Origin of the sequence: Novosphingobium sp. HR1a, assembly GCF_015594425.1 — a bacterium.
Lineage (GTDB): Bacteria > Pseudomonadota > Alphaproteobacteria > Sphingomonadales > Sphingomonadaceae > Novosphingobium > Novosphingobium resinovorum_A.
This window is the reverse complement of record NZ_JABXWS010000014.1, coordinates 20891-41267: the sequence shown is the minus strand read 5'-3', so window position 1 is coordinate 41267 and position 20377 is coordinate 20891. Positions and strand designations below refer to the sequence as shown.

27 protein-coding genes and 1 tRNA gene are annotated in these 20377 nt (G+C 67.4%); 14 read left to right on the top strand and 14 right to left on the bottom strand.

Annotation, left to right across the window (positions count from 1 at the left end):
• Window positions 1–175: 175 nt before the first annotated feature.
• From HWN72_RS02600 to hisB, 9 genes are all read right to left on the bottom strand, one after another.
• Window positions 176–553 (bottom strand): histidine triad nucleotide-binding protein, encoded by a 378-nt coding sequence (locus HWN72_RS02600; RefSeq protein WP_211149740.1) that lies wholly within the window; start codon window positions 551–553, stop codon window positions 176–178.
• A 13-nt stretch (window positions 554–566) separates the two neighbouring features.
• The gene (locus tag HWN72_RS02595) at window positions 567–893 is read right to left on the bottom strand and encodes a phosphoribosyl-ATP diphosphatase (RefSeq protein WP_008831783.1); all 327 of its coding nucleotides are present in this window, start codon (window positions 891–893) and stop codon (window positions 567–569) included.
• Between the two features lie 42 nt (window positions 894–935).
• Window positions 936–1109, bottom strand: a complete 174-nt coding sequence (locus HWN72_RS02590) for a PEP-CTERM sorting domain-containing protein (protein WP_069709032.1) — start codon at window positions 1107–1109, stop codon at window positions 936–938.
• A 147-nt stretch (window positions 1110–1256) separates the two neighbouring features.
• The gene (hisF, locus tag HWN72_RS02585) at window positions 1257–2018 is read right to left on the bottom strand and encodes an imidazole glycerol phosphate synthase subunit HisF (RefSeq protein WP_069709031.1); all 762 of its coding nucleotides are present in this window, start codon (window positions 2016–2018) and stop codon (window positions 1257–1259) included.
• 4 nt (window positions 2019–2022) lie between these two features.
• Complete coding sequence (locus HWN72_RS02580) at window positions 2023–2265, bottom strand: hypothetical protein (RefSeq protein WP_211149739.1); 243 nt, start codon at window positions 2263–2265, stop codon at window positions 2023–2025.
• Window positions 2262–2993 carry a 1-(5-phosphoribosyl)-5-[(5-phosphoribosylamino)methylideneamino]imidazole-4-carboxamide isomerase gene (hisA, locus tag HWN72_RS02575; protein ID WP_008831786.1) on the bottom strand — a complete coding sequence of 244 codons (732 nt, stop codon included), beginning with the start codon at window positions 2991–2993 and terminating at the stop codon, window positions 2262–2264. The genes HWN72_RS02580 and hisA overlap by 4 nt, the downstream gene beginning before the upstream one ends.
• 141 nt (window positions 2994–3134) lie before the next feature.
• Complete coding sequence (hisH, locus tag HWN72_RS02570; protein WP_008831787.1) at window positions 3135–3758, bottom strand: imidazole glycerol phosphate synthase subunit HisH; 624 nt, start codon at window positions 3756–3758, stop codon at window positions 3135–3137.
• A complete protein-coding gene (locus HWN72_RS02565; RefSeq protein ID WP_008831788.1) occupies window positions 3755–4051 on the bottom strand; it encodes a YciI family protein in 297 nt (98 codons plus the stop codon). The genes hisH and HWN72_RS02565 overlap by 4 nt, the downstream gene beginning before the upstream one ends.
• Window positions 4051–4653: an imidazoleglycerol-phosphate dehydratase HisB gene (gene hisB, locus HWN72_RS02560; RefSeq protein WP_008831789.1), complete on the bottom strand. Its 603-nt coding sequence runs from the start codon at window positions 4651–4653 to the stop codon at window positions 4051–4053. The genes HWN72_RS02565 and hisB overlap by 1 nt, the downstream gene beginning before the upstream one ends.
• A gap of 184 nt (window positions 4654–4837) precedes the next feature.
• Here hisB and HWN72_RS02555 point away from each other — a divergent pair, with 184 nt between their 5' ends.
• The 8 genes from HWN72_RS02555 to HWN72_RS02520 all read left to right on the top strand — a co-directional run bounded on the left by HWN72_RS02555 (window position 4838) and on the right by HWN72_RS02520 (window position 8847).
• A complete protein-coding gene (locus tag HWN72_RS02555; RefSeq protein ID WP_008831790.1) occupies window positions 4838–5332 on the top strand; it encodes an SspB family protein in 495 nt (164 codons plus the stop codon).
• 30 nt (window positions 5333–5362) lie between these two features.
• On the top strand, window positions 5363–5800 hold the full coding sequence (locus tag HWN72_RS02550; protein ID WP_211149738.1) for a hypothetical protein: 438 nt from the start codon (window positions 5363–5365) through the stop codon (window positions 5798–5800).
• Between the two features lie 166 nt (window positions 5801–5966).
• Entirely contained in the window at window positions 5967–6632 is a 666-nt protein-coding gene (gene gmk, locus HWN72_RS02545; RefSeq protein WP_008831792.1) for a guanylate kinase, read from the top strand.
• 101 nt (window positions 6633–6733) lie between these two features.
• Window positions 6734–7579 carry a 2,3,4,5-tetrahydropyridine-2,6-dicarboxylate N-succinyltransferase gene (gene dapD, locus HWN72_RS02540; protein ID WP_008831793.1) on the top strand — a complete coding sequence of 282 codons (846 nt, stop codon included), beginning with the start codon at window positions 6734–6736 and terminating at the stop codon, window positions 7577–7579.
• A gap of 94 nt (window positions 7580–7673) precedes the next feature.
• A complete protein-coding gene (locus HWN72_RS02535; protein ID WP_211149737.1) occupies window positions 7674–7889 on the top strand; it encodes a hypothetical protein in 216 nt (71 codons plus the stop codon).
• Entirely contained in the window at window positions 7886–8104 is a 219-nt protein-coding gene (locus tag HWN72_RS02530; protein ID WP_211149736.1) for a DUF2945 domain-containing protein, read from the top strand. The genes HWN72_RS02535 and HWN72_RS02530 overlap by 4 nt, the downstream gene beginning before the upstream one ends.
• Window positions 8101–8547: a DUF1810 domain-containing protein gene (locus HWN72_RS02525; RefSeq protein ID WP_008831796.1), complete on the top strand. Its 447-nt coding sequence runs from the start codon at window positions 8101–8103 to the stop codon at window positions 8545–8547. Before HWN72_RS02530 ends, HWN72_RS02525 begins: the two co-directional genes overlap by 4 nt.
• Before the next feature lie 99 nt (window positions 8548–8646).
• Window positions 8647–8847: a hypothetical protein gene (locus tag HWN72_RS02520; RefSeq protein ID WP_008831797.1), complete on the top strand. Its 201-nt coding sequence runs from the start codon at window positions 8647–8649 to the stop codon at window positions 8845–8847.
• Between the two features lie 243 nt (window positions 8848–9090).
• Here the strand turns inward: HWN72_RS02520 and HWN72_RS02515 are convergent, their stop codons facing one another.
• Window positions 9091–9954, bottom strand: a complete 864-nt coding sequence (locus HWN72_RS02515; RefSeq protein WP_211149735.1) for a TIGR03620 family F420-dependent LLM class oxidoreductase — start codon at window positions 9952–9954, stop codon at window positions 9091–9093.
• 168 nt (window positions 9955–10122) lie between these two features.
• Here HWN72_RS02515 and HWN72_RS02510 point away from each other — a divergent pair, with 168 nt between their 5' ends.
• Complete coding sequence (locus tag HWN72_RS02510) at window positions 10123–11703, top strand: GMC family oxidoreductase (protein WP_211149734.1); 1581 nt, start codon at window positions 10123–10125, stop codon at window positions 11701–11703.
• Window positions 11704–11735: 32 nt separating this feature from the next.
• On the opposite strand, the gene HWN72_RS02505 is transcribed toward HWN72_RS02510, so the two are convergent.
• Together HWN72_RS02505 and HWN72_RS02500 are read right to left on the bottom strand one after the other, a co-directional pair.
• The gene (locus tag HWN72_RS02505) at window positions 11736–12548 is read right to left on the bottom strand and encodes a sugar phosphate isomerase/epimerase (RefSeq protein WP_211149733.1); all 813 of its coding nucleotides are present in this window, start codon (window positions 12546–12548) and stop codon (window positions 11736–11738) included.
• Between the two features lie 83 nt (window positions 12549–12631).
• On the bottom strand, window positions 12632–13075 hold the full coding sequence (locus HWN72_RS02500) for a hypothetical protein (RefSeq protein WP_211149732.1): 444 nt from the start codon (window positions 13073–13075) through the stop codon (window positions 12632–12634).
• An 82-nt stretch (window positions 13076–13157) separates the two neighbouring features.
• Here HWN72_RS02500 and HWN72_RS02495 point away from each other — a divergent pair, with 82 nt between their 5' ends.
• From HWN72_RS02495 to HWN72_RS02475, 5 genes are all read left to right on the top strand, one after another.
• Window positions 13158–14477 carry a replication-associated recombination protein A gene (locus tag HWN72_RS02495; protein ID WP_211149731.1) on the top strand — a complete coding sequence of 440 codons (1320 nt, stop codon included), beginning with the start codon at window positions 13158–13160 and terminating at the stop codon, window positions 14475–14477.
• A 134-nt stretch (window positions 14478–14611) separates the two neighbouring features.
• Window positions 14612–15496, top strand: a complete 885-nt coding sequence (locus HWN72_RS02490) for a hypothetical protein (protein WP_211149730.1) — start codon at window positions 14612–14614, stop codon at window positions 15494–15496.
• Window positions 15497–15535: 39 nt separating this feature from the next.
• Window positions 15536–17281, top strand: a complete 1746-nt coding sequence (locus HWN72_RS02485; protein WP_211149729.1) for a DUF885 domain-containing protein — start codon at window positions 15536–15538, stop codon at window positions 17279–17281.
• A 64-nt stretch (window positions 17282–17345) separates the two neighbouring features.
• Window positions 17346–17421, top strand: a tRNA-Thr gene (locus HWN72_RS02480).
• 116 nt (window positions 17422–17537) lie between these two features.
• On the top strand, window positions 17538–18059 hold the full coding sequence (locus HWN72_RS02475; RefSeq protein WP_051211595.1) for a hypothetical protein: 522 nt from the start codon (window positions 17538–17540) through the stop codon (window positions 18057–18059).
• A 41-nt stretch (window positions 18060–18100) separates the two neighbouring features.
• Here HWN72_RS02475 and HWN72_RS02470 read toward each other — a convergent pair whose 3' ends face one another.
• Window positions 18101–19345 carry an MFS transporter gene (locus tag HWN72_RS02470; protein WP_211149728.1) on the bottom strand — a complete coding sequence of 415 codons (1245 nt, stop codon included), beginning with the start codon at window positions 19343–19345 and terminating at the stop codon, window positions 18101–18103.
• A gap of 112 nt (window positions 19346–19457) precedes the next feature.
• Window positions 19458–20336 (bottom strand): alpha/beta fold hydrolase, encoded by an 879-nt coding sequence (locus tag HWN72_RS02465; protein WP_036528065.1) that lies wholly within the window; start codon window positions 20334–20336, stop codon window positions 19458–19460.
• Between the last annotated feature and the right edge of the window lie 41 nt (window positions 20337–20377).

The following is a 20377-nucleotide window of genomic DNA, read 5'->3' as shown; positions in this document are numbered from 1 at the left end:
GCGGTGGAAGTGCCGGAAGCAACCTCTCTGCGCCACACACTGGCCGTCATCCCCGCGAAGGCGGGGACCCATCTGATGCCGGTGCCACAGGAAACGTCAGGAGATGGGTTCCCGCCTTCGCGGGAATGACAGGGAATGTTTGCATGCGAGCCCATCGCTGGATGGGCAAAAAGCCCTACTCCCCGATCATCTGGAAGAACTGGCGTCCACCGAAGATGTGCACATGCAGATGCGGCACTTCCTGATGGCCGTTGGTGCCCATGTTCACCATGAGACGATAGCCCGGCCCGTCCAACTCAAGCTGCCGCGTCACGGTGCCTACCGCGCGCATGAACCCGGCGATCTGAGCATCGTCGGCCTGCGCGGTGAAGTCGTCCCACGAAACGTAAGCGCCCTTGGGGATCACCAGCACATGGACCGGCGCCTGCGGGCGAATGTCGTTGAAGGCGAGTGCGTGGTCGTCCTCATAGACCTTCGAGCACGGCAGTTCGCCGCGCAGGATCTTCGCGAAGACGTTGTTGTCGTCGTAAGGCAGCTTCGGATCGATGGGCATCGGGTTCTCCGGTTCAGTCCTTCGGGCGCGCAGCTTTCTCGGCGATTCCCGAGACACCTTCGCGGCGGTCCAGTTCGGCCAGCACGTCGGCCAGCGGCACGTCCTTGGCGCCGAGCAGGACCATGAGGTGGAAGATGAGGTCCGCCGCCTCTCCGACCAGCGCCTTGTGATCCTCGGTCAGCGCCGCGATCACGGTTTCGGTCGCCTCCTCGCCCAGCTTCTGCGCGATCTTGCGCAGGCCCCTGGCGTTGAGCTTGGCGACATAGCTGGAATCGGGATCGGCCGCGCGGCGCTCGGCAATCGTGGCTTCGAGGCGTGCGAGAGTGTCGAGGCTGCTCATGCCCTGCCCATGCGGTGCAGGGGCCGCGCGGTCAAGAGCGCGTCAGTCCTCGCCGCGCTTGGACGACAGCTTGCGGCCCACGGCGACGCCGACGACGCCAAGGCCAAGAAGCAGCATGCTGCTGGGTTCGGGAAGCGGGATGCCCCCTGCGGCATAGGCGGGAACCGGCGCAACGAAAGTCGCGACGAACGCCGGAATGAATTTCAACACGGGCACCGCGAATCCTCCTGTTGATCCGATGGCCTAGATTTTGCCATCGACCACCGGGTGCGCTGCAGCAAGCGCCGATCCGGGGTTGTCCCGATGTGGTTCACTCCGTTAGTCGCATTCGGCTAACCATGAGCCGTTAACCTTGGCGTGCCTTCACCCGCGCGCAGGGATCCCTGCCGCTCGCAGCGCCGAGTGCGCCTCGGCGATGGTGTGCTTGCCGAAGTGGAAGATCGAGGCGGCCAGCACCGCGCTCGCCTTGCCCTCGGTCACGCCTGCCACGAGGTGATCGAGATTGCCGACGCCGCCACTCGCCACCACCGGGACCGACACGGCCTCCGCGATCATGCGGGTCAGGGCGAGGTCGTAGCCGTTCTGGGTGCCGTCGCCATCCATCGAGGTGACGAGCAGTTCGCCCGCGCCGTAGTCGGCCAGCTTGATCGCATGTTCCAGCGCGTCGATGCCGGTCGCCTTACGTCCGCCGTGGGTGAATATCTCCCACTTTCCGGGCGAAACCTGCCGCGCATCGACCGAGGCGACGATGCACTGCGAGCCGAACTTCTCGGCGATATCGGCCACCACTTCAGGGCGCGAGACGGCCGCGGAGTTCACTGCAACCTTGTCCGCGCCCGCCAGAAGCAGCGCGCGGGCGTCTTCCGCCGTGCGGACGCCGCCACCGACGGTCAGGGGCATGAAGCAGACTTCGGCGGTGCGCTGGACCACGTCGAGCAGGGTTCCGCGGCCTTCGTGGCTGGCGGAAATGTCGAGGAAACACAGCTCGTCAGCACCTGCCGCATCGTAGGCGCGGGCCTGTTCGACGGGGTCTCCGGCGTCCTTGAGATCGACGAAGTTGACGCCCTTCACCACCCGCCCGTCACGGACGTCGAGGCACGGAATTACGCGGATTCGCACGGTCATCGGCTTACTCCGGCTTGAAGAACAGCAGCACGGCAAAGATCGCCACAATTCCACACAAAGCGACATTGAACGCCGTGTAGAGCGCAAACTTGCGCGGATCGGCGGCTTTTGTCGTCAAAATCGGATTACGCGCACGGCTGAACAGCATCAACCGCGCCTTGCCCTCGCGCCAGTCGCGAAAAGCGAAGATCGCGGCCGGCACGAAGATGACGAACGCCAGCACCGCCATGAGGCGATTTTCGTTCACCCCTCGCGCTCCGCAAACTGGATCGCGGCGGCGAGGTCGAGGCGGCCGTCGTAAAGCGCGCGGCCGGTGATGACGCCCTCGATCCCGTCCTTGGCGTGGAGCGCCAGCAGACGGATATCGTCGAGCCCCTTCACGCCGCCCGATGCGATCACCGGCAGGTCGGTGCGCCGGGCGAGATCGACGGTGGCGTCGATGTTGACGCCCTTGAGCAGACCGTCGCGGCCGATGTCGGTGAACAGCAGGCTGGCAACGCCCGCGTCCTCGAACCGGCGCGCCATGTCGACGATCGAGACGTCGGAGACTTCGGCCCAGCCCTCGGTCGCGACCATGCCGTCGCGCGCGTCCACCGCGACGACGATGCCGCCGGGGAACTCCTTCGCCATGTCCTTGACGAACTGCGGGTCCTTGAGTGCGGCGGTGCCCATGACCACGCGGCTGACGCCAAGGTCGAACCAGCCTGCCACGGCCTCGGGCGTGCGGATGCCGCCGCCGAGCTGGACGTGGCCGGGGAACACTTCGAGGATGGCTTCCACTGCCTCGCGGTTCTCGGCGCGGCCCGCGAAGGAGCCGTCGAGATCGACGACGTGGAGGAACTGCGATCCGGCCTCGGCGAACAGCATCGCCTGCGCGGCGGGGTTGTCGCCGTAGACGGTGGCGCGGTCCATGTCGCCTTCGGCGAGGCGCACGACCTGCCCTTGCTTGAGGTCGATGGCGGGGAAGACGATCATGATGCAGTCCTGAGGGTCTGAGAGCGGCGCGCGGGCTTCGACAAGCTCAGCCTGAGCGGGGTTAGTGTAAATCGCGGGTTTCTTGAAGCACCACCCTGAATCCGCTCAGGCTGAGCTTGTCGAAGCCCCGGCGGCAAGATGCTACGGCTTCCATTCCAGGAACCGCGCCAGCAGCGACAGCCCGTAGCCCTGGCTCTTTTCCGGGTGGAACTGCACGCCAACGACATTGTCCTTGGCCACCGCCGCGACAAGGCCGCCGCCGTGGTCGGTCATCGCAGCAACGGTCGCGCCGTCATCGGGCTGGAAGTGATACGAGTGCAGGAAGTACGCCTCACCCGGATCGATCAGGCCCTGCGCCGGATCCTTGCGGCCGAGGTTCACGTCGTTCCAGCCCATGTGCGGGATCTTGATCTCGGGATCGGTGCGCTCGATGCGCTGCACCTGCCCCTCGATCCAGTCGAGGCCACGCGTCACGCCGTGTTCCAGCCCGCGCGTGGCGAGAAGCTGCATGCCGACGCAAATGCCGAGGAACGGCGCCCCGCCGACATGGACACGCTCGGTCATCGCCTCGACCATGCCGTGGATGCCCCAGAGCCCCTCTGCGCAGGCGCGGAACGAGCCGACACCCGGCAGGACGATGCGGTCAGCCGCGCGCACGACGTCGGGGTTCGCGGTGATCGCCACGTCCTCGGCCCCCGCCGCTCGCAGCGCATTGGCGACCGAGTGCAGGTTGCCCGCGCCGTAGTCGATCAGCGCGAGGGTCATTGGGCCAGAGCCTCCAGCCCTTCGCCGAGGAAGGTCGGCACCCATTCGATCACGTCCACTTTCGCCACGCCGCCCCCGATGAACGGATCGGTGGCCGCCAATGCCTCGACGGCTTCGCGGCTATCGCCCTTCGCGATGATCGCGCCGCCTTCGCGCGGCACCTTGCGGCCCCAGGCGAGGAAGTGCCCCTTCCCGCGCCCGGCTTCCAGCCATGCGAGGTGATCGGCCAGCAGGGCATCCACCTCGGCAATGTCAGTGGTGACGTAAGTGAGGTTGAGGATGAAGATCGCCATCAGAGGCTCGCCTGCCCGAGGATGCCCTTGGTCGAGGGGATCGCCCCCCCCTTGCGCGGGTCCAGTTCCACCGCGCTGCGCATGGCGCGGGCAAAGCCCTTGAAGATGCCTTCGCAGATGTGGTGGTTGTTCGAGCCGTAAAGCAGTTCGATGTGCAGGGTGATGCCCACCGCCTGCGCGATCGAGTGGAACCAGTGCTCGACCATCTCGGTGTCGAACTCGCCCAGCTTGTCCTGGGTGAATGCGGCCTTCCACACGAGGTAGGGACGACCCGAAATGTCGAGCGACACGCGGCTCAGCGCCTCGTCCATCGGCGAGTTCACGTCGCCGTAGCGGCCGATGCCCGCCTTGTCGCCCAGCGCCTGGGTGATGGCCTGGCCGATGGCGATGGCGCTGTCCTCGGTCGTGTGGTGCTGGTCGACATGGAGGTCGCCCTTGATGTGGCACTTGATGTCGATCAGCGAGTGGCGGCTGAACTGCTCGATCATGTGGTCGAGAAAGCCGATGCCGGTGGACACATCATAGGCCCCGGTGCCGTCGAGGTTCACCTCCACGGCGATGTCGGTCTCATGGGTCTTGCGGATGATCGAGGCGGTACGCATGGCCCGTGCCTATATACCTGTACGCGCCGGAATCAATTCGGTCGCGGCACAAGAATGCGCGTCGGGCGTTTATATAGCAATCTTCGGTCGCAAGTGCTTCGAGCTAGGGAAAACCCGGCCCGACATGTTATTTTACGCTCGAACACGCTTGACCGGCCGGAGAACCATGAGCACGTAGGGCGCGATGAACGATACCACAGACAGCCTGATCCCTTACGACGAGATCGTGCAGGAGGCCCTGCGCGCCGTCGTCGGCCGTGTTCTCGGCCAGGTCGAAAGCTCCGGCGGCGTGCTTCCGGGCGGCCACCACTTCTACATCACCTTCAAGACCGGCGCTCCCGGGGTCAGCATCCCCGCCGACCTGCGCGCACGGTTCCCGGACGAGATGACGATCGTGCTCCAGAACAAGTTCTGGGATCTGGGCGTCTCGGAGAACGGCTTCACCGTCAGCCTCTCGTTCAACGCCATGCCGGCCAAGCTGGACATTCCCTTCTCGGCGATCACCGCCTTCGTTGATCCGGCGGTGGATTTCGGCCTGCAGTTCCAGGCCATGGTCGATGACGAGGCCGACGAGCCCGCCCCGGCCGAGAACGATGCGGAACGCGATGTGGCGTCGCGCATTACTCCCAGCGAAGACGGCTCCAATGTCGTCTCGGTGGATTTCGGCAAGAAGAAGTAACCGGGCTCGCCCGGTAGAGCAGGGCGAAAAATGGCAACGGTTCTGAAAGATAGCGCCAGGAAGGCCGCCAGCGTCGTCGCGGCCCCCGCCAAGGGGCTGAAGACGCTGGCCGACAACGGCGGGGAACTCCACGGGCCGAGCCCGAACCCCGCCACCAACCTCATCATCGCCGACATCGCCCTGCGCACCGCGACCACCATCATGCGCCGCAGCGTGGAACGCGGCGTGCTGGGCGCCAGCTACTCGCCGAAAAAGGCCAAGTCGATCCTCAAGGGCCGCACGGTGGCCGAAACGCTGCTGCACGGCGCGCTGGCCCGAGTCGCGCTCAGTTCGGTGCCGGGGGCGGTGGTCATCGGCGGGGCGCTGGTGGCCAAGACGCTCTACGATCGCAGCCGCGCCCGGCAGGCGCGCGCCGAGGGCGCCGCGCAGTTGCAGGACATGGCCGAGGACGGGGCGGAGGAGGCCTGAAGGCCGAAAGAACCAACCCCCGGCCCCTCCCGCAAGCGGGAGGGGAGAAGAAACGTACGCCCTCCCGCTTGCGGGAGGGCCGGAAGGCTTGGCCGCGAAGCGGTCTTAGCCGGATGGGGTGGGCCTTCTCCCTTGATTCCCGCGCCAACCATCGGCATCGGGGGCCATGGTCCAGTCCACTCCTTCTCCCGACACCACCGGCACGCTCGCCCGGCGCGGCCTCATGTTCATCCTGTCCTCCCCCTCGGGCGCGGGTAAGACGACGATCGCGCGTATGTTGCTGGAGCACGATCCGCAACTGCGCAACTCGGTGTCCTGCACCACCCGCCAGCCCCGCCCCGGCGAGATCGACGGCGAGCACTACCACTTCATCACCCACGAGCAGTTCGACGCCATGGTCGAGGCAGGCGAGTTCCTGGAGTGGGCCACCGTCTTCGGCCAGAGCTACGGCACCCCCAAGGCCCAGGTGAAGGCGGGCCTCAAGGACGGCGTCGACTACATGTTCGACATCGACTGGCAGGGCACGCAGCAGCTCTATCAGAAGCTGGAGCGTGACGTCGTGCGCGTGTTCCTGCTCCCCCCCAGCATCGAGGAGCTGCGCCGCCGCCTGACCGGCCGCGGCACGGACAGCGCTGAAGTGATTCACGGCCGCATGGAGCGCGCACGCTCGGAGATCAGCCACTGGGACGGTTATGATTATGTCGTGGTCAACGACGACATCGCCAGCTGCTTCGAGGAAGTGAAGAAGATCCTTCACGCCGAACGCCTGCGCCGCGCAAGGCAGACGGGGCTGATCGGGTTCGTACGGGAACTGATGCAGCCGGACGATTGAGGAAACAACAGTCGTCGTCCCGGACGACGATAACCTTGCCCCGCGCTCCAACTCCCTCTAGGCCGCGCCGCGACAGTTTCATCCCTTCCGGAGACCAGCCAATGTCCAACCTCAATTCTGGCCTCGCCGCCCAGATCGAAGCCGCGTTCGACGCACGCGACACCGTCACCCCCGCGAGCGCGGATGTGCGCAAGATCGTCGACGAGGCGCTGGAACTGCTCGATTCGGGCCAGGCCCGCGTCGCCGAGAAGGTGGACGGTGAGTGGGTTGTCAACCAGTGGCTCAAGAAGGCGGTGCTGCTCTCGTTCCGCCTGAACGACAACGCCGTGGTCGAATACGGCGCCGCCGGGGCCCCTGCCTACGACAAGGTGCCGCTCAAGTTCGCGGGCTGGGACGATGCCCGCTTCAAGGCGGCAGGCGTGCGCGTGGTTCCCGGCGCCGTGGTGCGCCGCAGCGCGCACATCTCGAAGGGCGTGGTCCTCATGCCGTCGTTCGTCAACCTCGGCGCCTACGTCGGCGAAGGCACGATGGTCGACACCTGGGCGACCGTCGGTTCGTGCGCGCAGATCGGCAAGAACGTGCACATCTCGGGCGGCGCCGGCATCGGCGGCGTGCTTGAGCCGCTGCAGGCCGGCCCGGTCATCATCGAGGACGGCGCCTTCATCGGCGCCCGTTCGGAAGTGGCCGAGGGCGTGATCGTGGGCGAAGGCGCGGTGCTGTCGATGGGCGTGTTCATCGGCGCCTCGACCAAGATCGTCGACCGTGCGACCGGCGAAGTCCACATCGGCCGCGTGCCGCCTTACGCCGTGGTCGTCCCCGGTGCGATGCCCGGCAAGCCGCTGCCGGACGGCACCCCCGGCCCGTCGCTCTACTGCGCCGTGATCGTCAAGACCGTGGACGCGCAGACCCGCTCGAAGACCGGCATCAACGAACTCCTGCGCGACTAAGCCGCGCAGACGCAGGACGGGCGGCGGAACATTCGCCCGTCCCGGCGTGTTGACGAAGGCAAAGGGCCGCAACCGGCCGCCTTCGGAGCACGCCATGGAAACCCGAGGACAGGAAGTCCATCTCGACAAAGAGGAAGCCCGCGGTGGCGAGACGTCCGGCGTCGTGCGCTACGTACTGCTCATCAGCCTCGCCCTCGTCATCATCGCGCTTTCGGCCATCTGGCTCACCGGCGCGCTGACCACGCCTGAGACCGGCGGCCACGCCGATACCGAAAAGGCGGTAGCGCAGCAGCAAGACCAGCCGCAGTGACCGCCACCTTCCGCAAGGGAGCGCAGGTCAGCTGGAATTGGGGCACCGGCACCGCTACCGGCCACATCGCCGAACGTTTCGAACGCCGCGTCAGCCGCACGATCGAAGGCAAGCGCATCGTGCGAGTCGGAACGCCTGAAAACCCCGCATACCTTGTCGAGCAGCCTGACGGCGGCCGCGCCCTCAAGCGCGGGTCCGAACTGCACTACGCATGATGAACCTGGAGCGCTTCGTCACCGCGCAGGACGCCATCTTCGGTGAAGTCCGCGCCGAACTTGCCCACGGCGAAAAGCGCACGCACTGGATGTGGTTCGTGTTCCCGCAAGTCGCCGGGCTGGGCTCCAGCCCGATGGCACGCCGCTACGCCGTGGAGACGCTCGACGAAGCGCGGCGTTATCTGAGCCATCCTGTACTTCGCCAGAGGCTCGACGAAACGACTCGTCTCATGCTGGGCTGGGCGGGAAGGCGCAGCGCCACGGGCATCCTCGGCGCGGTCGATGCGATGAAGTTCGCCAGTTCGATGACCCTGTTCGAGCTTGCCGCCATGGGCACCGATGGCGCCGGACAATTCGCCCACGCCCTCGATGCCTTCTGCCAGGGGCGAAGGGACGAACGCACTCTGCAACTGCTGCACCTCACATCCCATCACGCAAGTTGAACTCTGGGGAACTTTCCCGCGCCCATCCTCGTTCCAACAGACGGCCCGAATCGATAATGCGGCCATAAAGGCCACCGTCGGGCCGACGGGAGAGCAGTCATGTATCGTTCCGGTGACGAAGTTCATCTCGACGATGACGAAGCACGCGGGGGTTCTACGCCGCATATCGTTCGCTATGTGCTGATCGTCAGCCTGGTGCTGGTGGTACTGGCGATGTCGACCATTTGGATCGCCCGTGCCTTGTCCGACCGGCCAAGCAGTACGCCGGTGACTGCGGAACAGCACGCGCTGGGAAGCTGACGACAGGCTTGGGAAGAGTGACGGGAAATGCCAGGAGCCGTCGTCGAAGGCGGTAATCGAACGTGCCCGAAAGCTGCGTTCCCACCCCGGATTCGGACCATTCGCCCCCCGACGATCGGTCCATCCGGCTCGCCGGCGGCTCCTGTCAATCCGGTGGCCGAAACCACCGTCTCCTGTGCCGACAGGGATTAGGCACAATCCGTTGCCAACTCGTTAACAGCGCGCTTACCTTGCGGGCGAAATTCAAGCCAGCGCCTCTGCCAGCTCGCGCCATTGCGGCAGCAGCTGGTCGAAGCTGCCGCCCCTCGGCCCGGCGATGACCTGAAGACAGACGTGGTCGGCTCCCGCATCGAGGTGCGCCGCGACCCGCCGCGCCGCCGCCTCCACCCCGCCGATCGCGAAAAGGGCATCGAGCAGGCGGTCGTCCAGCGCCTCGATCTCCCCTTCGCTGAAGCCCAGTCGCACCCAGTTGTTGCGATAGTTGGGAAGCCGTCGATAGTGCTCCAGCGCCGCCACCGCCAATTCGCGGGCCTTGGCCGGATCGGCTTCCAGCACCACGCCCTGTTCGGGCGCCAGCAGAGGTTCCGGGCCGAGTATCGAGCGGGCGCGGCGCGAGTGCTCGGGCGTCGCCAGATAGGGATGCGCCCCGGCGGTCCGCTCGCCCGAAAGCGCCACCATCTTCGGCCCGAGTGCGGCGAGACACAGGTTGTCGCGCGGCATCCCGGCGGCGGCGAGCCGGTCGAGGAAGGCCGCCGTCACCTCCAGAGGCTTGCCCCAGGAATCGCCGATGAGCGGGCCATGGCTGATGCCGAGTCCGATCAGCGTACGCGCCCGCCACTCCTGCGGCAGCGCAAGGAACCAGGCGGCCAGTTCCTCCGGATCGTGCTTCCAGATGTTGAGGATGCCGGTGGCGATGGTCATGCGCGAGGTCACTGCCAGCAGCCGCTCGACCTCGGCCGGGGCACCGTCGTCGATACCGCCGGGAATCCACAGCGCTCCATAACCCATCACATCGAGCTGCGCCGCCGCCGCGCTCGACTGCGCCTTGTCGCCGAAGCGCATCTCCATCGACCATATGCCCAGCCTGCCGATCACGGGTCTCGCCATGCCGCCCTCCTCCTCGTATCCTGCCGCGATGGTGGGTTCGCCTGCCCGTCCCGGCAAGGACTTAGCGGCCCCGAGGCCCCGGCATCGCTCCGGCGGCAATGACCCATGTGCCGCACCTGTCCAAAGCGCTCGCTTGATCGCATGCACTGCGCGGCATAGCCCTGTGCAATGGGAGAGTTCGATTACATCATCGTCGGCGGGGGCAGCGCGGGCTGCGTCCTTGCCAACCGGCTGAGCGCCGATCCGGAAACGCGCGTGCTGCTGCTGGAGGCAGGCGGCAAGGACGACTACATCTGGATTCGCGTGCCGGTGGGCTACCTCTACTGCATCGGCAACCCTCGCACCGACTGGTGCCTGTCCACCGAGGCAGAGGAAGGGCTCGGCGGCCGTGCGCTTAAGTATCCGCGCGGGCGCGTGCTGGGCGGCTGCTCGTCGATCAACGGCATGATCTACATGCGCGGACAGGCCGCCGACTACGACGGCTGGCGGCAGGCGGGCAACCTCGGCTGGGGCTGGGACGACGTGCTGCCCTACTTCACCCGCGCCGAAGACCATTACGAGGGCGCCAGCCCGTTCCACGGCGGCGGCGGCGAGATCCGGGTCGAGAAGCAGCGCCTGCGCTGGGACATCCTCGAAGCCTTCCGTGACGCCTGCGGACAGCACGGCATCCCGCATTCCACCGACTTCAACACCGGCGACAATGAGGGCGCGGGCTTCTTCCAGGTGACCCAGCGGGGCGGCTGGCGCTGGAGCGCGGCCGACGCCTTCCTCAAGCCGGTCCGCTCGCGCAGCAACCTGAAGGTCGAGACCGGCGCGGTGGTGGACCGGGTGATCGTCGAGGCGGGCCGCGCGGTCGGCGTCGCCTACCGTGTCGGCGACGCGCAGCGCGTGGCGCTCACCCCCGGCGAAGTCGTGCTGGCGGCGGGTGCGATCGGCTCCCCGGCGATCCTCGAGCGCAGCGGCATCGGCGACGCGGCGCGGCTGGCGGACCTTGGCATCGCGCCGGTGCTCGACAGGCCGGAAGTCGGCGCCAACCTGCAGGACCACCTGCAACTGCGCTGCGCCTACCGCGTCTCGGGCGTGGCGACGCTCAATGCGCGGGCGAGCAACCTCTTCGGCAAGGCGCTGATCGGCATGGAATATGCGCTGCGCCGGACGGGACCGATGGCGATGGCGCCCAGCCAGCTCGGCGTCTTCACCCGCAGCCACGCGCGTTATGCGACGCCGAACCTAGAGTACCACGTCCAGCCGCTGAGCCTTGCCGCCTTCGGGGGAGCGCTCGATCCGTTTCCGGCGTTCACCGCCAGCGTCTGCAACCTCAGGCCGGAAAGCCGGGGCAGCACCCGCATCACCGCCGCCGATCCCGCAGCCGCACCCTCGATCCGACCCAATTACCTCTCCGCCGAGGAAGACCGCCGCGTCGCCGCCGAGGCGATCCGCATCACGCGCGGCATCGTGTCGCAGCCCGCTCTGGCCCGTTACCGTCCCGAGGAAGTGCGCCCCGGCCCAGCGTTCGAGAGCGAGGAAGACCTGCAGCGCGCGGCGGCGGAGATCGGCACCACCATCTTCCACCCGGTCGGCACGGCGGCGATGGGCAGCGTGGTCGATAGCCGGTTGCGGGTGATCGGACTGGACGGTCTGCGCGTCATCGATGCCTCGGTGATGCCCAAGATCACGTCGGGCAACACCAATGCGCCAACGATGATGATCGCCGAAAAGGGCGCCGAAATGCTGCTGGATCGAACCTAGTTTCTCCCCGAGCTTGCTCGGGGAGGAATACGCTAGGCCAGAAATTCCCGCGTGCGCTTCACGATCTCTCCCACGTAGTCGCGCACGTCGCGCCCGCTGGCGGCGGCGGCCATGAGCGGCACTTCCAGCCCCAGCACCTGCCCCCGCGGCAGGGCTTCGACGAATTCGCGCAAGGGCAGTTCCCCCTGCCCCGGGATCATGCGACCGCTCATCGCCTCGGTCATGTAATCGTCGTCGCCCTTGCGCGGCACGTCGCTCAGCTGGACATGCCCGATCAGCGCCGGGTCGAGCTGCGCCACCTGCCGCACCGTCCCGCCCGAGCGGAAGAAGTGCATGGTGTCGATCAGCACCGTCGCCTTTCCCGCGCCGATGTACTCCACCGCCTCCAGCGCCTCGGGCAGCGAGCGGATGGTGAAGACTGGCGTGAACTCGAGCGAGAACTCCATGCCGCGCTCGGCCGCCATCGTCGCCAGCGCGGCCAGCTGGTCGAAGGCCCGCGCGCGCTCCACGCCCATGTCCACCGCATTGACCCGCAGCGCGCCGAGATCGGCGAAGATGTCCATGTCGCCCGCCCGCTCGGCAGCGTCCAGTTCCACGGACACGCCGAGGCCCTCGGCGATGCTGATGGCGATCCCGCGATCGGCGAGCACAGCCTTCAGTTCGCGCCGCAAGACCGGGTCCTCGCGCAGCGACCAGGGGGCATAGCCATGCGGATTGAAGCGTTCGGGCAACTGGCTCAGGCCCATCGACACTGCCTTGCAGCCGAGGTCGGCGGCCAGGGTGACGTGCTCGACCGGGCCGAGCCCGAGCACCGTCAAAAGTTCGATACCCAGCGGATGTGGCATGGTCGTGATTCCCTCTCCCGTCGCCGCTGCCATACCGCGTGGACGGCGGGCAAGGAACGTCATTCCCGTGTCGGTCACTCAATTCAGTGAAGTACGCCTGCGCGCCGCTTGTCCCAGGCGAACCACAATAGCCCGAGTGCGATGACCCAGATGCAGGCCGTCATCGCCAGCATCCCCGGCGTGGTCATGCTTTCCGGCATCCCGGCGGAAAACTGCCAGGCCTGCGACACCGCCAGCCCGACCAGCGACACCGCGAAGGCAGGCACCGCCCAGCCCGACCGCGCGAGCAGCAGCAGGCTTCCCGCCAGCCCGCCCCACACGCCCAGAGCCCACGGCACCAGCGTCCAGCTTGGCGCGGAATCGAGCCAGTCGATGATCTCGGGCGGCACTTGCGAAAGATAAGTCGGATTGCGCGAAGCCGTCATCGTGAAGTCGAGGCAGCCGAAGGCATTCCACAGCACCGCCAGCACCGCGATGAGCCAGAAGGTCCACCCCGGCCTCGTCACGTATCTGTCCGTCGTAGCCATCGCGCCTCTCCCTGCCGTGCCCGAGGATACTCCCGCGACGAGGCCGATGCAATTCGCGCCGCGAATGGCTAAGTACCCTTTCATGGCCGACCTTTTTGCCGATGACCTGCCGCCGTCGCCCCCTGACGAATTGCGCGAGGACGCCCCCCTCGCCGACCGCTTGCGTCCGCGCGACCTCAGCGAAGTGGTCGGGCAAGAGCACCTGACCGGCCCCGAAGGCGCGATCGGGCGCATGGTGGCGGCGGGGCGCCTCTCCTCGATGATCCTGTGGGGGCCGCCCGGCACCGGCAAGACCAGCATCGCCCGCCTGCTCGCCGCCGCCGTGGGCATGCGCTTCGCCGCTGTCTCCGCCGTGTTCTCGGGCGTGGCGGACCTCAAGAAAGCCTTCGCCGAGGCCGACGTGGCCGCAAAGGCGGGCCAGCGCACCCTGCTGTTCGTAGACGAGATCCACCGCTTCAACCGCGCCCAGCAGGACGGCTTCCTCCCCTTCGTCGAACGCGGCACGGTGACGCTGGTGGGCGCCACGACAGAGAACCCCAGCTTCGCCCTCAACGCCGCACTTTTGAGCCGCGCGCAGGTGCTGATCCTCCACCGCCTCGATGCCGCCGCGCTGAATGCGCTGCTCGCCAAGGGCGAGGAGCTGGAAGGCCCCTTGCCCGTGACGCCCGAGGCGCGCGAGGCGCTGGTCGCCTCGGCCGACGGCGACGGGCGGTTCCTGCTCAACCAGGCCGAGACGCTCTATGCGGCAAAGATTCCGCAGCCGCTCGATCCGGCAGGCCTCGGCCAGTTCCTGCAGCGGCGCATGGCGGTCTACGACAAGGACCGCGACGGGCACTACAACCTCATCTCCGCGCTGCATAAGTCCGTGCGTGGATCGGACCCGCAGGCCGCGCTCTACTACATGGCGCGGATGCTGACGGCGGGCGAGGAACCGCTGTTCGTGCTGCGCCGTCTGGTCCGGATGGCGAGCGAGGACATCGGCATGGCTGACCCGCAGGCGCTGGTGCAGTGCCTCGCGGCCAAGCAGGCGTACGAGTTCCTCGGCTCTCCCGAGGGTGAACTGGCGATCGTGCAGGCCTGCATCTACGTGGCGACCGCGCCGAAATCGAACGCCGCCTACATGGCGTTCAAGTCCTCGTTCAAGGCCGCGCGGGAGACGGGGTCGGTCAGCCCGCCGCAGAACATCCTCAACGCGCCGACCAAGCTGATGAAGGACATCGGCTACGGCAAGGACTACGCCTACGACCACGATGCCCCCGATGCCTTCTCCGGCGACGACTACTGGCCCGAGGAAATGGGTCCGCAGGTCTACTACGAGCCGGTGGAACGCGGCTTCGAGCGTGAGGTGAAGAAGCGCCTCGAATGGTGGGACAAGAAGCGCGCCGAGCGGCGCGGGGAGTGAGGGGCAGCCCCACCCCTGCCCCCTCCCGCAAGCGGGAGGGGAATGAGAGACCTGCGCTTCGCCCTCCCGCTCGCGGGAGGGCCGGAAGGCTTGGCAGCTTGCTGCCTAGCCGGACGGGGTGGGCCTTCTAGCCCATGCATTTCCACCACTTCATCGCCATCGACTGGTCCGGTGCCCAAGGCGAACGCCAGAAGGGCATCACCGTCGCCCTGTGCGAGACCGGCGACGCTCCACCCCGCCTGCTGCGCCCTGCAAACCACGCCCACTGGTCCCGCACGCAAGTGCTCGACCAGTTGCTCAACCGCCTGCCACCCGACACCCTCGTCGGCCTCGACCTCGGCATATCGCTGCCTTTCGCCGACGCGGGCGCCTTTTTCCCCGGCTGGGCGGACAGTCCGCCGAGCGCCCGTGCGCTCTGGGCGCTGATCGACGCCATCTGCACCGAAGACCCGCACCTCTCGGCCTCCAGCTTCGTCGACCACGTCGATCTCAGCGCCTACTTCCGCCGCCACGGAGGGCGCGAGGGCCCGCATTTCCACCGCCCCGGCGCCCTCCACAAACGCGGCCGCATGCGCGTGACCGAGGAGGCGCAGGCCCGCGCCGGATGCCGCCCCTATTCCAACTTCAACCTCGTCGGCGCGGCGCAGGTCGGCAAGTCCAGCCTCACCGGCATGCGCCTGCTCCACCGTCTGCAAGGCCGGGTGCCGGTCTGGCCGATCGACCCGCTGCCCCCGAGCGGATCGGTGGTGACCGAAATCTACACCACCCTCGCCGCCGTCGAGGCCGGACGCACCGCAGGCCGCGCCAAGATGACCGACCACGCAGCGCTCGATGCGGCGCTCGAAACCCTGGGCTCGCGCCCGACCGGCGGCAGCGGCCCGATCGACGACCACAGCGCCGACGCCATCCTCACCGCCGCCTGGCTGCGCGTGGCCGCCCCGCGCGAGGACTTGTGGCAACCCGCTGAACTCACGCCGGAACTCGCTCGCACCGAGGGCTGGACCTTCGGCGCGCGCTGACGCACAACCGCTCCCATAAGCACAGGGAGCCTCCCCCCAATGAAGTCCATCCTGCTGGCGGGCATCGCCTGCCTTACCCTTTCCGCCTGCGCCACGACGATGGCCGACGATCGCCGCGCCGACGCCGCCATGGATGCCGCGCAAGTGGCGGAGCGAACCGCTCCTGCGCCGACGTGGAAGAGCTTCGTCGATGGCACCATCGAAGACTGGTTCGAGACCGACCCCGCCTTCGCGATCTACGAAGGCGCGCACCAGTACGACGGCCGCCTGCCCGACTGGAGCGACGCCGGGCTCAAGGCCCGCGCCGCCTTCCTGCACTCCGTCATCGACAAGGCGGGCCAGTTCACCGCCCTCTCCGACGCCGACCGCTTCGAACGCGACTATCTGGTGCAAGTCGCCAAGGGCCAGTTGTTCTGGCTGGAGGGCGCCGACCAGCCGCACACCAACCCCGCCTACTACATTAACGGCGGCCTCGACCCGAACGTCTACGTCAGCCGCGACTATGCCGACAAGCCGACGCGGATGAAGGCGATGATCGCGTTCTTCAAGGCGGTGGCGGCGCAGGCGCCCAATATCCGCGCCAACCTGCCCGCCGCGATGCCCGCCAGCTTCATCAAGCTGGGCACCGACGGCTTCGGCGGCTTTGCAGACTACTACCGCGGCGATGCCCGCACTGCCTTCGCCGACGTCGCCGACCCGGCGCTGCAGGCCGAATTCAAGGCCGCCTCCGAAGCCGCCGCCGTCGCCATGAAGGGCGTCGCCGACCAGGTCGCCAAGGCCACCCCCACGCAGGATTTCGCGCTAGGCGCCGACAAGTTTGCGCGCATGGTGCTTGCGACCGAGGGCGTCGATGCCCCGCTCGACACGCTGGAGGCGGCGGGCAAGGCCGACCTCCTGCGCAACCAGCAGGCGCTGAAACTGGCCTGCGCGAAGTACACGCCGGGCAAGACCATCCAGCAGTGCTTCGACAGGATGCGCGCCGACAAGCCCAAGGACGGTCCCGTCGCCGAGGCCCGGCGCGAAATCCCGCAGCTCGCCGATTTCGTGCGCAGCCACGACATCGCGACGATCCCCGGCACGAAAATGGCGATGGTCGAGGAAAGCCCGCCCTACAACCGCGCGAACTCCGCCTACATCGACCCCCCGGGGCCGCTGGAGAACGGCGGCTCGTCGATCTACTACATCTCGCCGCCCGACCCGACCTGGTCGAAGCAGATGCAGATGGACTACATCCCCGGCAAGGCGGACCTGCTGTTCACCACCGTCCACGAGGTGATGCCGGGGCACTACCTGCAGTTCCTCCATTCGAACGCGGCGCCCTCGATCGTCGGCAAGCTGTTCGTCGGCTACGCCTTCGCCGAAGGCTGGGCGCACTATGCCGAGGAGATGATGCTGGAGGCAGGCCTCGGCGACGGCGATCCCGGCGTGCAGGTGGGCCAGATCTCCAACGCCCTGCTGCGCAACTGCCGCTATCTCTCGGCGATCGGCCTGCATGCGCGCGGGATGACGCAGGCGCAGTCGAAGACGATGTTCATGGAGCAGTGCTACCAGGACGCCGGCACCGCCGAACAGCAGGCCGCGCGCGGCACGTACGATCCGGCCTACCTCAACTACACGCTGGGCAAGCTGATGATCCGCAAGCTGCGCTCCGACTGGACCGCGACGCGCGGCGGGCGTTCGGCCTGGAAGGCGTTCCACGACGAATTCCTCAGCCACGGCGGCCCGGCCATCCCGCTACTGCGCCAGACGATGATGCAGGAGGCCGCGCCGCACGCGGTATTCTGATTATGGGCTTTACCGGCGCCCCCCGCTCGCGGTAAGGGCGCCGGACTTGCTTGATGAAGCAAGCGCCGGCTTAGCTCAGTTGGTAGAGCACCTGATTTGTAATCAGGGGGCCACGGGTTCGAATCCTGTAGCCGGCACCACCGTCCCTTTCGGGCGGCGGATTACATTCCTGTAAGCGCGCGTTTCTCCCGCCGCGTTGACCTCCGGGTAACGGAATCCGGGTATTGGCCGGATGCCAATAAACGGGGGCAATTTCATGAAGCATATTACTTTGGGCGTCATCGCCTGTCTCGTGGCGGCTCCGGCCGCCGCGCAGACGCGTTCCACGGTCGCCGCGATCGAAGCCGCGGTGCCGGTCAACATCTATGGCCAGCCGATGCAGGGCAAGCTGATGCCGGCCAGCACCATGGTGAACGTCACGCCGCTCGAGGAAATCTCCAGCAAGCATATCGAAGTCGGGCAGACGTTCCGTTTCGCCACCGTCGGCGACGTCGTCGAAAACGGCGCCGTCGTCATTCCGCGCGGTTCGCCGGTGACCGGCATGATTTCCTGGAAGACCGGCCGCGCCATCGGCGGCAAGTCGGGCAAGTTCGAGGTCGAGTTCAAGAGCGTGACCGTCAACGGCCGCGAAATGGGGCTCACCGGCAAGCATCGCCAGGAAGGGCGCGGAAACACCGTCGGTGCGCTGCTCGGCTCGATCCTGATCAGCGGACGGTCCGCCGTCATGGTTCTGGGGCAGACCGTGCCCGCCTTCACGGCGGAACCGATTCCCTACTGATACCTGTCCGGGCAGTGGCCGAGGCGACCACGGCCGCTGCCCTATTTCTCCGTGACCCACTCCCTGCGCAGCCCCGGCCCCGCCAGCGTCATCAGCAGCGCCGCCAGCAGGTAGAGCACCAGCGCGAACAGCATCGAATAGCGCAGCGACTCCGCGCCCCATACCGGGGCCAGCGCCTTCGACAGCGCGCCCAGTGCGTAGATGCCGCCGCCCAGGCCGATCAGGTTGTTGATCAGCAGGAACAGCGCCGAGGCCGTCGCGCGGGCAGGCGGGTCGACGAGGTGCTGGATCGCGCCGGTCACCGGGCCCAGCCAGAAGTAGGCCAACACCTGCGGGATCAGGAACAGCACGAAGGCCACCGGCACGCTGGTCGTCCAGATACCGCCCGCATAGAGCGGCACCGCCAGCACGAAGCCGATCGCGGGGACGCGGCCGTACCAGGCGCGGTCGCCCTTCCCCAGCCGATCCGCCAGCGCGCCGCCGGTCAGCACGCCGACCGTCCCGCCCAGCAGCAATACCGCGCCGAAGAACCATGACGTCTCGACGAGGGTGAGGTGGAAGCTGCGCTGCAGCAGGCTCGGCAGCCAGAAGGCGACGCCGTAGCCGAGCATCGAACTGGACGCCGCGCCGAAGCTGAGGAACCAGAACGCCCGCTTGCCCGCCAGCGTGGCGAAGACCTCTGCGAAACGCACGGTCGGCGCGGAGACAGGGCGCGGCTTGTCCTTCACCACCAGCTTGAACAGCGGCGCGATCAGGATGCCGCACAGGCCGACGATGAGGAACGCCGTGCGCCAGTCCACCGCCTGCGCCACGTAGCCACCCGCCATCACCCCCGCCGCAGAGCCGAGCGGAATACCCAGCGAATAGACCGAGAGCGCGAAGGCGCGGCGCTCGCTGGGGAAATGGTCGCCGATCACCGCATAGCTGGGGGCCACGCCGCCTGCCTCGCCGACACCGACGCCGAGGCGGGCGAGGAAGATGTGCCAGAACCCCGTCGCCAGCGCGCAGGCGGAGGTGAACACGCTCCATACCACCAGCGAGCCGGTGATGACCCAGGACCGGCTCGTGCGGTCGGCCACCCAGGCCAACGGCACGCCCAGCGTGGAATAGAGGATGGCGAAGGCGAGCCCGCCCAGCATTCCCATCTGCGCGTCGTCTAGCTTGAGGTCAGCCTGGATCGGCCCGGCGAGGATCGAGAGGATCTGCCGGTCGACGAAGTTGAACACATAGACCAGCAGCAACATCGCCAGCACCAGGCGGGGGGATGTCGTCTTGTGATCGGTCATCGCGTTTGCACCCTTTTCGTCGTCCCGGACTTGATCCGGGACCGCTGGCCGTGAACAGCCCACCTTTCTGCGCGCACCACGCTCCCAGCTAAAGACAGCCACCGGTCCCGGATCAAGTCCGGGACGACGGGAGATGCACCTTCAGAAACGCCTCGATCGCGGCCAGCGCCACCGGCTCGTCGAGGATCGGGGCGTGGCCGACGCGCGGCACTTCCACCGCCGCATAAGGCCCCGAATGGCGGCGCGCCATCTCGTTCACCGTGGCGGTGCTCAACAAGTCCGAGAGTGCACCGCGCACCACCAGCACCGGCACCGCACCCAGCAGTTCCCACAAGGGCCACAAGTCCGGCGGCACGGTCTGCGGGTCATCTCCCGCGATGCTTTCGGAAATCGCCGGGTCATATGCGAAGGAGACGGTGCCGTCGGCGTTCTCCCGGGCGATGCGGCGGGCGAAGGCGTCCCACTGCGCTCCGCCAAAATCAGGGAAGGCCGGGGCATTGATGGCGCGGGTGCGGGCGGCAGCCTCGGTCCAGTCGGCCATCTTGCCTCCGGGTCCGACGTAGCCCTGTATCCGCGCGAGGCCCGCCGGGTCGAGCACCGGGCCGATGTCGTTGAATATCGCCGCCTGCGCGAGGTCAGGCCGCATCGCCTGCATCACCATCGCCATGAGCCCGCCCATGGAGGTGCCGACCAGACCGGCGCGGGTAACGCCAAGGTCATCCATCAGCGCCAGCATGTCCTGCGCGTAGACGTCCGGCCGGTACTGTGCAGGGTCCGGATCCCACTGCGAGGCCCCTCGCCCGCGCTGGTCGGGCACGATCATGCGGTAGCGCCCGGCGAGCTTGTCCAGCAGCGGCTCGAAGTCCGCGCTGTTGCGGGTAAGGCCGTGCATCATCAGCATCACGGGCGCACCCTCGTGTGCCGGGTAGTCCCGGGCGACGAGGTCGAGCCGGCCGTCGGCGCTGCGATAATGATGGACGCGGTAGTCCATGAAATGTCCTTTCAATGCGCGGCTGCCCGACCTCTCCTATC

Bases quoted from the DNA above. Each gene is read 5' to 3' on its own strand.
- HWN72_RS02600 (WP_211149740.1), bottom strand. From the start codon at position 553: ATGCCCATCGATCCGAAGCTGCCTTACGACGACAACAACGTCTTCGCG.
- HWN72_RS02595 (WP_008831783.1), bottom strand. From the start codon at position 893: ATGAGCAGCCTCGACACTCTCGCACGCCTCGAAGCCACGATTGCCGAG.
- hisF (WP_069709031.1), bottom strand. From the start codon at position 2,018: ATGACCGTGCGAATCCGCGTAATTCCGTGCCTCGACGTCCGTGACGGG.
- hisA (WP_008831786.1), bottom strand. From the start codon at position 2,993: ATGATCGTCTTCCCCGCCATCGACCTCAAGCAAGGGCAGGTCGTGCGC.
- hisH (WP_008831787.1), bottom strand. From the start codon at position 3,758: ATGACCCTCGCGCTGATCGACTACGGCGCGGGCAACCTGCACTCGGTC.
- HWN72_RS02565 (WP_008831788.1), bottom strand. From the start codon at position 4,051: ATGGCGATCTTCATCCTCAACCTCACTTACGTCACCACTGACATTGCC.
- hisB (WP_008831789.1), bottom strand. From the start codon at position 4,653: ATGCGTACCGCCTCGATCATCCGCAAGACCCATGAGACCGACATCGCC.
- HWN72_RS02555 (WP_008831790.1), top strand. From the start codon at position 4,838: ATGAACGATACCACAGACAGCCTGATCCCTTACGACGAGATCGTGCAG.
- HWN72_RS02550 (WP_211149738.1), top strand. From the start codon at position 5,363: ATGGCAACGGTTCTGAAAGATAGCGCCAGGAAGGCCGCCAGCGTCGTC.
- gmk (WP_008831792.1), top strand. From the start codon at position 5,967: ATGGTCCAGTCCACTCCTTCTCCCGACACCACCGGCACGCTCGCCCGG.
- dapD (WP_008831793.1), top strand. From the start codon at position 6,734: ATGTCCAACCTCAATTCTGGCCTCGCCGCCCAGATCGAAGCCGCGTTC.
- HWN72_RS02535 (WP_211149737.1), top strand. From the start codon at position 7,674: ATGGAAACCCGAGGACAGGAAGTCCATCTCGACAAAGAGGAAGCCCGC.
- HWN72_RS02525 (WP_008831796.1), top strand. From the start codon at position 8,101: ATGATGAACCTGGAGCGCTTCGTCACCGCGCAGGACGCCATCTTCGGT.
- HWN72_RS02520 (WP_008831797.1), top strand. From the start codon at position 8,647: ATGTATCGTTCCGGTGACGAAGTTCATCTCGACGATGACGAAGCACGC.
- HWN72_RS02515 (WP_211149735.1), bottom strand. From the start codon at position 9,954: ATGGCGAGACCCGTGATCGGCAGGCTGGGCATATGGTCGATGGAGATG.
- HWN72_RS02510 (WP_211149734.1), top strand. From the start codon at position 10,123: ATGGGAGAGTTCGATTACATCATCGTCGGCGGGGGCAGCGCGGGCTGC.
- HWN72_RS02505 (WP_211149733.1), bottom strand. From the start codon at position 12,548: ATGCCACATCCGCTGGGTATCGAACTTTTGACGGTGCTCGGGCTCGGC.
- HWN72_RS02500 (WP_211149732.1), bottom strand. From the start codon at position 13,075: ATGGCTACGACGGACAGATACGTGACGAGGCCGGGGTGGACCTTCTGG.
- HWN72_RS02495 (WP_211149731.1), top strand. From the start codon at position 13,158: ATGGCCGACCTTTTTGCCGATGACCTGCCGCCGTCGCCCCCTGACGAA.
- HWN72_RS02490 (WP_211149730.1), top strand. From the start codon at position 14,612: ATGCATTTCCACCACTTCATCGCCATCGACTGGTCCGGTGCCCAAGGC.
- HWN72_RS02485 (WP_211149729.1), top strand. From the start codon at position 15,536: ATGAAGTCCATCCTGCTGGCGGGCATCGCCTGCCTTACCCTTTCCGCC.
- HWN72_RS02475 (WP_051211595.1), top strand. From the start codon at position 17,538: ATGAAGCATATTACTTTGGGCGTCATCGCCTGTCTCGTGGCGGCTCCG.
- HWN72_RS02470 (WP_211149728.1), bottom strand. From the start codon at position 19,345: ATGACCGATCACAAGACGACATCCCCCCGCCTGGTGCTGGCGATGTTG.
- HWN72_RS02465 (WP_036528065.1), bottom strand. From the start codon at position 20,336: ATGGACTACCGCGTCCATCATTATCGCAGCGCCGACGGCCGGCTCGAC.